This is a genomic window from Enterobacter sp. C3_dUdeg, from assembly GCF_057536195.1.
In genome coordinates, this window is the sequence record NZ_BAAKFX010000018.1 from 53,552 (window position 1) to 64,918 (window position 11,367).

Sequence of the window (11,367 nt, forward strand, 5' to 3'; positions counted from 1 at the left end):
GGTGTTCATTTATGATGCACTTCTTATCACGGACTGATGTACCCAATAAAGAGATGTTGGCGTGTCCAGCACGCAATGTGTTAATGATGTAGCCGTGATAAAGAGGTAGCACCTTGTTTAAAGCGTTTGTTTTGTTTTTCGCCCTCTGGGTACCTGTCACTCAGGCAGACTCCGGTTGGCAACCCGTTCAGGAAACTATTCGTAAAAGCGAAAAAGATACCCGTCAATATCAGGCTATTCGTCTTGATAACGGCATGACCGTGCTGCTGGTTTCCGATCCGCAGGCGGTGAAGTCCCTCTCGGCATTAGTGGTGCCGGTTGGATCGCTGGAAGATCCTGACGCGCATCCTGGGCTTGCACACTATCTGGAACATATGACGCTGATGGGGTCAAAAAAATACCCGCAGCCGGATAGCCTGTCCGAATTTTTGAAAATGCATGGCGGCAGCCACAATGCCAGTACGGCACCGTACCGCACGGCCTTTTATCTTGAAGTCGAAAATGATGCGCTGGAAGGCGCGGTCGATCGCCTTGCTGATTCCATCGCCGCCCCCCTGCTGGATAAAAAATATGCCGACCGTGAACGCAATGCCGTCAATGCTGAGTTGACCCTTGCCCGCACGCGAGACGGTATGCGCATGGCCCAGGTCAGCGCCGAAACCATCAACCCTGCGCACCCGGGTTCGCGCTTCTCCGGCGGTAACCTTGAGACGTTAAGCGACAAACCGAACAGCCCGGTGCTTGATGCCCTGCACGCGTTTCGCGATAAATACTACTCCGCCAACCTGATGAAAGCGGTCATCTATAGCAATAAACCGTTGCCAGAACTGGCAGGCATGGCGGCTAAAACGTTTGGCCGGGTGCCGAATAAAAATATCGACCTGCCGCAGATAGACGTACCGGTGGTCACGGACGCGCAAAAGGGCATCGTGATCCACTACGTGCCTGCGCTGCCGCGCAAAGTGCTGCGCGTGGAATTCCGCATCGATAACAACACCGCACAGTTTCGCAGTAAAACCGATGAGCTGGTGACCTATCTGATAGGTAACCGTAGCCCGGGTACGCTTTCTGACTGGCTGCAAAAACAGGGGCTGGTGGAAGGTATTCGCGCCGACTCCGATCCGGTTGTGAACGGCAATAGCGGCGTGCTGGCGATCTCCGCCACCCTGACCGACAAGGGCCTGGCAAACCGTGACGAAGTGGTGGCGGCGATCTTCAGCTACCTCTCTTTACTGCGTGAGAAAGGCGTCGATAAGCGCTACTTTGATGAGCTCGCCCACGTGCTGGATCTCGATTTCCGTTACCCGTCCATTACCCGCGATATGGATTACGTTGAGTGGCTGGCGGATACCATGATCCGCGTGCCGGTGGAACACACCCTCGATGCGGTCAATATTGCCGACCGCTATGATGCCGATGCGGTAAAAGCCCGCCTGGCGATGATGACGCCGGAGAATGCCCGCATCTGGTACATCAGCCCGAACGAACCGCATAACAAGACGGCGTATTTTGTCGATGCTCCTTATCAGGTGGACAAAATCAGCGCGCAGACCTTCGCCGACTGGCAGAAGAAGGCCGGGGAGATTGCGTTAAAGCTGCCGGAGCTGAACCCCTATATTCCGGATGACTTCTCGCTGACCAAAACGACTAAAGATTACCCGCACCCGGCGCTCATCGTTGATGAACCGACGCTGCGCGTGGTGTACACCCCCAGCCGCTACTTCGCAAGCGAGCCAAAGGCCGATGTCAGCGTGGTGCTGCGTAACCCGAAAGCGATGAACAGCGCCAAAAATCAGGTGATGTTCGCGCTCAATGACTATCTCGCCGGGATTGCGCTCGATCAGCTCAGCAACCAGGCGGCCGTGGGCGGGATCAGCTTCTCCACCAACGCCAACAATGGTTTGATGCTCAATGCAAACGGCTATACCCAGCGTTTGCCTCAGCTGTTCCAGGCACTGCTGGAGGGCTATTTCAGCTATACGCCGACGGAAGAGCAGCTTGAACAGGCTAAATCGTGGTATGCGCAGATGATGGATTCTGCGGAGAAGGGCAAAGCTTACGATATGGCGCTTATGCCGGCGCAAATGCTGTCGCAAGTTCCTTATTTCCAGCGAGAGGATCGCCGCGCGCTGTTGCCTTCGATCACCTTAAAAGACGTGCTGGCTTACCGTGACGCGCTGAAAACCAACACGCGTCCGGAGTTCCTGATCGTCGGCAACATGAGTGAGGATCAGGCCAAAACCCTGGCAGAGAATGTACGCACTCAGCTCGGTTCGAAAGGCGACGAGTGGTGCCGCAACCAGGACGTGCTGGTTGAGAAAAAACAGAATGTGATTTTTGAAAAGGCGGGTAACAGCACGGATTCCGCGCTGGCCGCGGTATTTGTGCCAACGGGCTACGATGAATTCGCCAGCTCAGCGCAGAGTGCCGTTCTGGGGCAAATTATTCAGCCGTGGTTCTACAACCAGTTACGCACAGAGGAGCAGCTTGGCTACGCGGTGTTTGCCTTCTCCATGAACGTAGGCCGACAGTGGGGGCTGGGTTTCCTGCTGCAAAGCAGCGATAAACAGCCGGCGTATCTCTGGCAGCGTTACAAGGCCTTCTTCCCGCAGGTGGAAGCAAAACTGCGCGCCATGAAGCCGGAAGAGTTTGCGCAAATCCAGCAGGCCGTCATCGCACAGGTGATGCAGCCGCCGCAGACGCTGGGTGAAGAAGCCTCGCAGCTGAGCAAAGATTTCGATCGCGGTAATCTGAAATTTGATTCGCGTGATAAAGTAGTGGCCGAGATAAAACAGCTGACGCCGCAGAAGGTTGCAGACTTCTTCCATCAGGCGGTCATTAAGCCGCAGGGAATCACCATCCTGTCTCAGGTTTCCGGTAGCCAGAACGGGAAAACGGAGTACGTGAACCCGAAAGGCTGGAAAGTCTGGAAGAGCGTCAGCGCGCTGCAGCAATCTATGCCCTGGAGTAAGAAAGAATGACCGATACCGCTGAGTCCCTTGATCCCTTACGTTTACCTCTGCAGGGTGAACGATTGATTGAAGCCTCAGCGGGAACGGGAAAAACCTTCACCATTGCCGCGCTGTACCTGCGTCTGCTGCTGGGGCTTGGCGGCAACGCCGCTTTTCCACGTCCTTTGAGCGTGGAGGAACTGCTGGTGGTGACCTTCACCGAGGCTGCCACCGCTGAGCTGCGGGGCCGTATTCGCAGCAATATCCACGAGCTGCGCATCGCCTGTCTGCGTCAGAGCACGGATAACCCTCTCTACGCGAGCCTTCTGGAAGAAATTGCCGATAAGCAACAGGCAGCCCAGTGGCTATTGCTCGCTGAACGGCAGATGGATGAAGCGTCCGTCTTCACCATTCACGGTTTTTGCCAGCGTATGCTGAGCCTGAATGCGTTTGAATCCGGGATGCTGTTTGAACAGCAGCTCATTGAAGATGAATCCGTGCTTCGCTATCAGGCCTGCGCGGATTTCTGGCGTCGCCACTGCTACCCGTTACAGCGCGATATCGCCGAAGCGGTACATGCGCTGTGGAAGGGCCCGGAGGCGCTGCTGCGCGCTATCGATCGTTATCTGCAGGGTGAAGCACCGGTCATCAAATCCCCGCCGCCTGCGGATGAAACCCTGGCCTCACGCCATGAAAAAATCATCGCGAGAATTACGGATATTAAGCAAAAATGGATTGAGTCCGTTGGCGAGATTGACGCAATCATCGAAAATTCCGGGATTGACCGACGCAAGTTTAACCGTGGCAATCAGGGGAAATGGATCGACAAGATCAGCGCCTGGGCGCAGGAGGAGACGCGAGGCTACCAGCTCCCGGATGCGCTGGAGAAATTCTCCCAACGTTTCCTGGCTGAGCGGACCAAAGCCGACGGCATTGTGCCTGAGCATCCTCTGTTTGTGGCGATTGAAACCCTGCTGGCTGAGCCCTTAACGCTCAACGATCTGATGATTACCCGCGCCATGACGGAAATTCGCGACGCCGTCGCGCGTGAGAAACGCCGCCGGGGTGAGCTGGGGTTTGACGATATGCTGAGCCGACTCGATGGGGCGCTGTGCAGTGAAAATGGCGAAGCGCTTGCCGCCGCGATCCGCACCCGCTTCCCGGTGGCGATGATTGACGAATTTCAGGATACCGACCCTCAACAATACCGCATTTTCCGCCGTATCTGGCGCCAGCAGCCCGGCACCGCGCTGTTGTTAATCGGCGATCCGAAACAGGCCATTTATGCCTTCCGCGGTGCGGATATTTTCACCTACATGAAAGCCCGTAGCGAAGTTGACGCACACTACACTCTTGATACTAACTGGCGCTCCTCTCCCGGCATGGTGGAAAGCGTCAACGCGCTCTTCAGCCGCATGGATACGGCGTTTATGTTCCGTGAGATCCCGTTTCAGCCGGTAAAATTTGCCGAGAAAAATGCCTCGTTGCGCTTCGAGTTCAACGGCGAGACGCAGCCTGCCATGAACTTCTGGCTGCTGGACGGGGAAGGCTGCGGCGTTGCCGACTATCAAAATGCGATGGCCCAGCACTGTGCCGCGCAAATCCGCGACTGGCTCAGTGCGGGCGCGCACGGTAAAGCGCTGCTGTGGAAGGGGGATAAACCAACCCCGGTAAAGGCATCCGATATCACGGTGCTGGTGCGCAGCCGTCAGGAGGCCGCGCTCATCCGCGACGCTCTGACGTTACTGAATATTCCCTCCGTCTATCTCTCGAACCGCGATAGCGTCTTTGAAACGCTGGAAGCGCAGGAGATGCTATGGCTGCTGCAGGCCGTGCTGGCCCCGGAGCGGGAAAGCACGCTGCGTAGCGCATTAGCGAGCGCGATGCTCGGGCTGAACGCGCGGGATATTGATGCGCTGAACAATGACGAAGCCGCGTGGGATGCCGTGGTAGAAGAGTTTGTTCGCTACCGCGAAAAATGGCAGAAGCGTGGAGTCATGGCGATGGTGCGCGAGCTCATGGCGCAGCGCCACATTGCGGAGAATATGCTGGCGACAGCAGGCGGCGAGCGCCGTTTGACCGATATTTTACATATCAGCGAACTGCTGCAGGAAGCCGGTACGCAGCTGGAGAGCGAACACGCCCTGGTACGCTGGCTGGCGCAGCAGATTGCCGATCCGAACAGTAATTCGTCCAGCCAGCAGATGCGCCTTGAGAGTGATAAACATCTGGTGCAGATCGTCACCATTCACAAGTCGAAAGGCCTGGAATATCCGCTGGTCTGGCTGCCGTTTATCGCCAATTATCGCGTGCAGGATCAGGCCTTTTACCACGATCGCGAGTCTTTTGAGGCGGTGCTCGATCTCAGCAACGCGGAGTCCAGCGTTGAGCTGGCCGAAGCCGAGCGTCTGGCGGAAGACCTGCGCCTGCTTTACGTGGCGCTGACCCGTTCGGTCTGGCACTGCAGCCTGGGCGTTGCGCCGCTGTTCCGTCGCCGTGGCGAAAAGAGCGGGGAGAGTGATTTTCATCTGAGCGCGCTGGGGCGGCTTATTCAGCACGGCGAACCCAAAGATGCGGTGGGCCTGCGCCAGTGCATCGAATCGCTTTGCACGGAGCATGTTGCCCTGCATATTCCGTCGCAGCCCGACAACAGCCGCTGGCAGATGCCGGAGCTGGGTGAGTCAGAGCTCCATGCCCGCCAGGTTGTGCGTACCATTGCCGACGACTGGCGCGTCACCAGCTACTCCGGTTTGCAGCAGCACGGGCAGAGTATTGCGCAGGATCTGATGCCAAAACTGGACGTGGATGCAGCAGGAGCCGGTAGCGTACCCGCTGAGCCGGTTCTCACGCCGCACCAGTTCCCGCGCGGCGCCTCGCCGGGCACGTTTTTGCACAGCCTGTTTGAAGAGCTGGATTTTACCCAGCCGGTTTCCGAAGAATGGGTGCTGAAAATGTTACAGAGTGGCGGCTACGACGCGCAGTGGCAGCCGGTTCTCACCGACTGGATCCGCGCGGTACTGCACGCGCCGCTCACGACGCAGGGGATCTCGCTGAACCAGTTGACCGCCAAAGACAAGCAGGTGGAGATGGAGTTTTATCTCCCCATCGCCAGCCCGCTCAGGGCCGAGGCGCTTGATGCGCTGATCCGCGAGTACGATCCGTTATCCGCCGGGTGCCCGCCGCTGAACTTCCGCCAGGTGCAGGGGATGCTCAAAGGCTTTATCGACCTGGTTTTCCGCCACGAAGGGCGCTACTACCTGCTGGATTACAAATCGAACTGGCTGGGTGAAAGCAGCGAAGCCTACACCCAGGACGCGATGGCATCGGCAATGCAAATGCATCGCTACGATCTGCAGTATCAGCTTTACACCCTTGCGCTGCACCGTTACCTCCGCCATCGCATGGCCGATTACCGCTACGAAGATCATTTTGGCGGCGTCATTTACCTGTTCCTGCGCGGAGTGGATGGTAACGACCCGCGTTCCGGCGTCTTTAGTACGCGTCCGGCTGCGGAACTGATTGAAAAAATGGATAATCTGTTTGCTGCAAGCACGAAGGAGGTGGCATGACGATGCAGGCGCTACTGCTGGACGCGGTTGAACAACGGTTACTGCGTCACCTGGATGTGCAGTTCGCCATGATGGTGGCAGGCGAGGAGCCTGCCGTCATGCTGGCCGCGGCCATTCTGAGTAAAGACGCGGGGGAAGGGCACGTATGTCTGCCGCTGTCGCGTCTGGCGGTGGATGAGAAAATGCCTCCGGCTTTACAGGCGTGTTTCGCGCTGCTGGGGGACGCAGTGGACTGGCAGGAGATATTACTCGGCTCGCCTGCCGTGAGCGGAGCCGATACCGGGACGCCAATGATCCTTGTCGGCGAGCGTTTGTATCTTAACCGGCTGTGGCGTAACGAACTGACGGTAGTGCGCTTCTTCAGCGAGACCAACGCCCCGCTTCCCTGCGATGAAGCGCAGCTCCGGCAAACGCTGGATACGCTGTTTACCTCTGACGACGCGACAGACTGGCAAAAAGTGGCGGCAGCCGTGGCCTTAACGCGACGGATCTCGGTGATTTCTGGCGGCCCGGGCACCGGGAAAACGACCACTGTGGCAAAACTGCTTGCCGCGCTGATTCAGCTATCGGGTGAGAAAAAGTGCCGTATTCGCCTGGCGGCCCCCACCGGTAAAGCGGCGGCACGTCTCACGGAGTCGTTAGGCGGCGCGCTGCAAAAACTGCCGCTAACCGGGGAGCAGCTTGCGCTTTTCCCCAATGAAGCGAGCACGCTGCACCGTTTGCTTGGCGCACAGCCGGGTAGCCAGCGTCTGCGCTATCATGCCGGTAACCCACTGCACCTTGACGTGCTGGTCGTGGATGAAGCGTCGATGATTGACCTGACGATGATGTCGCGTTTGATCGATGCGCTACCGCCGCACGCGCGCGTCATTTTCCTCGGCGATCGCGATCAGCTTGCCTCCGTAGAGGCGGGAGCCGTATTGGGGGATATCTGCACCTATGCCAGCCTGGGATATACCGCGGAACGCGCGCAGGAGCTGGCCCGTCTCACCGGATGTTCGCTCACGTCTGAAAACCATTCGCTTGCAGGGGCGCTGCGCGACAGCCTGTGTCTGCTGCAAAAAAGCTACCGTTTCGGCAGCGACTCTGGCATCGGCCAGCTTGCGGCGGCGGTGAACCGGGGCGACCGGCGCACCACCACAGCGGTATTTGACGGTACCTTTACGGATATTGAGAAAAAATCGCTGCAAAGTGGGGAAGAGTATCAGGCGATGCTGGACGACGCCCTGCAGGGGTATCAGCACTTTCTGACGGGCGTACAACAGCAAAGTACGCCGGAGCAGGTCATTGCTGCGTTTGGCGAATACCAGCTGCTCTGTGCGCTGAGGGAAGGCCCCTTTGGCGTCCGGGGTTTGAACGACAGGCTGGAACAGCTGCTGGCGCAAAAACGCAAAATTAACCGTACCCAGCACTCGCGCTGGTATGAAGGGCGACCGGTGATGATCTCCCGCAACGACAGCGCGCTGGGATTGTTTAATGGGGATATCGGGATTGCGCTCGACTGCGGTCAGGGCCTGCGCGTCTGGTTCCAGATGCCGGACGGGAGCGTGAAGTCCTTCCAGCCCAGTCGTTTGCCCGAGCATGAAACCGCCTGGGCGATGACGGTGCATAAATCCCAGGGCTCCGAGTTTAACCATGCGGCGCTGATCCTGCCCACGCAGCTTTCACCCGTCGTTACCCGCGAGCTGATCTATACCGCCATTACGCGCGCGCGTCAGCGTCTGTCGCTGTATGCCGATGAACGGGTGCTGGTGCAGGCGATCGCCACCCGAACGGAACGCCGAAGCGGACTGGGCGCGATATTTGAGTCACTCTGAACAACGCCAGACATGCAGGCCGGGTACGCGCAGCGCGACCCGGCAAGCGTTGTATTATCCCAGGTCAGCCATCAGCACCTTTGAACGACGCTGATAGTTGTACATCTCTTTCTTCGTTTCCGGCAGAGAATCGATATCCACCGGCGTGAATCCGCGCTCCTGGAACCAGTGAATGCTGCGCGTCGTCAGGACGAACAGCTTGCTCAGCCCCATCTGGCGCGCCTGTGCCGCCACGCGTTCAAGCAGCATTTCGCCGCGTGAAGAGCTACGGTAATCAGGATGCACCGCCACGCAGGCCATTTCACCGATCTTCTCTTCCGGGAACGGATAGAGTGCGGCGCAGGCAATGGTCAGGTTATCGCGCTGAATAATGGTGAATTTATCGATCTCCATCTCCAGCTGTTCGCGTGAGCGACGTACCAGAATGCCCTGCTGTTCCAGCGGGCGGATCAGCTCCAGAATGCCGCCGATGTCATTGATGGTGGCGCGGCGGATCTGCTCCGCACTCTCCATCACAATCTGCGTACCAATACCGTCGCGGGAGAACAGCTCCTGCAGCAGAGCCCCGTCTTCCTGATAGCTGATCAGGTGGCTGCGGCGCACGCCGCTGCGGCAGGCCTTCACGGCGCCACGCAGGAAGCGGACGGTGCCGGAGTGGTAATCGCCTTCGGCTTCCAGCGCTTCCACGCGGGCCTGGGCTTCATTCGGGAAGAGTTCTGGTACGATTGTTCCTTCAGCGTCCACGACGCCCTGGGAGGAGCAGAACCCAATCATTTTTTCCGCCTTCAGCTTGATCGCCAGCTGCGTGGCAATCTCTTCGGACGTCAGGTTAAAGCTTTCGCCGGTCACGGAAACGGCGACCGGGCCCATCAGCACGATGGCACCGCTGTCCAGCTGGCGGTGAATAGCTTCTTCATCAATACGACGGATACGGCCGCTGTGGCAGTAATCCACGCCATCGTCCACGCCGAGCGGCTGGGCAATGATAAAGTTGCCGCTCACGACGTTGATATGCGCGCCCTGCAGCGGCGTATTGTTCAGGCTCATGGAGAGACGCGCGGTAATATCCAGCTGCAGCAGACCCGCCGCCTGTTTCACCAGCTCCAGGGTTTTGGCATCGGTGACGCGGGTATGTTTATGGTAAATCGGCTCGTGGTGGTGAGCGGCCAGGTTGGCGTCGATCTGCGGACGCGCGCCATAAACCACCACCAGGCGGATCCCGAGGCTGTGCAGCAGGCCAATGTCATTGACGATGCTGGAAAAATTTTCATGCTCAATGGCTTCGCCGCCAAGCATGATGACAAACGTTTTTCCCCGATGGGCGTTGATATAGGGAACAGAATGGCGGAATCCCTGGACCAGTTCGGTTCTACGTTCCTTCACCATGGCACAACCCTTAATGAATGTTTATTCGTAATTTCTGTATTTTTATTCGATTGTGGCCGCGTGTGCAAGCGCAAATTTTCCGCGACCCACAGAAATTGGTAAGTAATCCGTGCGTTAGCGTATGATTGTTTACCCTTTTATAGATGACAGTTTATGCGTCATTCGTTAAAGTTTTCGGTCAATTTGGACATTTTGTATATCAGTCAGTGTTCTTGCTCGGGAGAAGCATGTCGGGATCCAATTCAGCAATAAGCCGCCGCCGTTTGTTAAAAGGGGCCGGGGCAATGTGGTTGCTTAGCGTCAGTCAGGTCGGTCTTGCCGCCACGAGTCAGGTGGTGGCGGTGCGCGTCTGGCCGTCGTCGACCTATACGCGCGTGACGGTCGAATCCAATCGCGTGCTGAAATATAAGCAATTTGCCCTCAGCAACCCGGAACGCGTGGTGGTGGATCTCGAAGGCGTTAACCTCAACTCCGTGCTGAAAGGGATGGCGGCGCAGATCCGCGGCGACGATCCGTTTATTAAATCGGCGCGCGTCGGGCAGTTTGATCCGCAAACCGTGCGCATGGTGTTTGAGCTTAAACAGAACGTTAAGCCGCAGCTGTTCGCCCTGGCGCCCGTCGCGACGTTTAAAGAGCGCCTGGTGATGGATCTCTACCCGGCCAACGCAACGGATATCCAGGATCCGCTACTTGCGTTGCTGGAGGATTACAACAAGGGCGATTTGCAGCGTCAGGTACCGCCTGCGCAAAGCGGCCCGCAGCCCGGAAAAGCAGGGCGCGATCGTCCGATTGTGATCATGCTCGATCCCGGCCACGGCGGAGAAGACTCCGGCGCGGTGGGGAAATACCGCACGCGTGAAAAAGACGTGGTGCTGCAAATTGCACGTCGCCTGAAGGCGTTGATTGATAAAGAAGGCAATATGCGCGCCTATATGACGCGCAATGAAGATATCTTTATTCCGCTGAAGGTCCGGGTGGCGAAAGCGCAGAAGCAGCGCGCCGATTTGTTCGTGTCGATCCATGCGGATGCCTTCACCAGCCGCCAGCCAAGCGGCTCTTCGGTGTTTGCGCTCTCAACCAAAGGCGCGACCAGTACCGCAGCAAGATTCCTGGCTGACAGCCAGAACGCCTCTGACCTGATTGGTGGCGTGAGCAAAAGCGGCGACCGCTACGTCGACCACACCATGTTCGATATGGTGCAGTCGCTGACCATTAACGACAGTCTGAAGTTTGGTAAAGCGGTGCTGGGCAAGCTGGGGAACATCAATAAGCTGCATAAAAACAGCGTTGAACAGGCCGGGTTTGCGGTACTCAAGGCACCGGATATCCCGTCCATCCTGGTTGAAACCGCCTTTATCAGTAACGTCGAAGAGGAGCGTAAGCTCAAGACGGCAAAATTCCAGCAGGAGGTTGCGGAGTCGATTCTGGCGGGGATACGGGCATATTTCTCTGACGGGGCGACGCTGGCGCGACGCGGATAACGCTTTCAGCCGGGTAAATGCCCGGCAAATGCACAAACGACAGATACAAAAAAACACCCTTAAGGGTGTTTATTGTTTTAGAAGTGTTGGTTGCGGGGGCCGGATTTGAACCGACGACCTTCGGGTTATGAGCCCGACGAGCTACCAGGCTGCTCCACCCCGC

General features: G+C 57.6%; 5 protein-coding genes. 4 read left to right on the forward strand and 1 reads right to left on the reverse strand.

The genetic code is table 11. The features are described from left to right. Window positions 1-113 precede the first annotated feature (113 nt). Genes ptrA through recD form a run of 3 tightly spaced genes read left to right on the forward strand, consistent with a single transcriptional unit; the run spans window position 114 to window position 8,337 of the window. Window positions 114-2,981, forward strand: a complete 2,868-nt coding sequence (gene ptrA, locus AC27FC_RS22735) for a pitrilysin (RefSeq protein WP_069303263.1) — start codon at window positions 114-116, stop codon at window positions 2,979-2,981. Next, window positions 2,978-6,520, forward strand: a complete 3,543-nt coding sequence (gene recB / locus AC27FC_RS22740; protein ID WP_094934831.1) for an exodeoxyribonuclease V subunit beta — start codon at window positions 2,978-2,980, stop codon at window positions 6,518-6,520. The genes ptrA and recB overlap by 4 nt, the downstream gene beginning before the upstream one ends. Then, entirely contained in the window at window positions 6,517-8,337 is a 1,821-nt protein-coding gene (gene recD, locus AC27FC_RS22745; protein WP_487160410.1) for an exodeoxyribonuclease V subunit alpha, read from the forward strand. The genes recB and recD overlap by 4 nt, the downstream gene beginning before the upstream one ends. Window positions 8,338-8,391: 54 nt before the next feature. Here recD and argA read toward each other — a convergent pair whose 3' ends face one another. Then, window positions 8,392-9,723: an amino-acid N-acetyltransferase gene (gene argA, locus AC27FC_RS22750; protein ID WP_023309037.1), complete on the reverse strand. Its 1,332-nt coding sequence runs from the start codon at window positions 9,721-9,723 to the stop codon at window positions 8,392-8,394. 227 nt (window positions 9,724-9,950) lie between these two features. Here argA and amiC point away from each other — a divergent pair, with 227 nt between their 5' ends. Further along, a complete protein-coding gene (gene amiC / locus AC27FC_RS22755; protein ID WP_029740496.1) occupies window positions 9,951-11,204 on the forward strand; it encodes an N-acetylmuramoyl-L-alanine amidase AmiC in 1,254 nt (417 codons plus the stop codon). Window positions 11,205-11,367 lie beyond the last annotated feature (163 nt).

Excerpts from the sequence above, each read along its gene's own strand:
- recB (WP_094934831.1), top strand. The coding sequence starts at position 2,978 with ATGACCGATACCGCTGAGTCCCTTGATCCCTTACGTTTACCTCTGCAG.
- recD (WP_487160410.1), top strand. The coding sequence starts at position 6,517 with ATGACGATGCAGGCGCTACTGCTGGACGCGGTTGAACAACGGTTACTG.
- argA (WP_023309037.1), bottom strand. The coding sequence starts at position 9,723 with ATGGTGAAGGAACGTAGAACCGAACTGGTCCAGGGATTCCGCCATTCT.
- amiC (WP_029740496.1), top strand. The coding sequence starts at position 9,951 with ATGTCGGGATCCAATTCAGCAATAAGCCGCCGCCGTTTGTTAAAAGGG.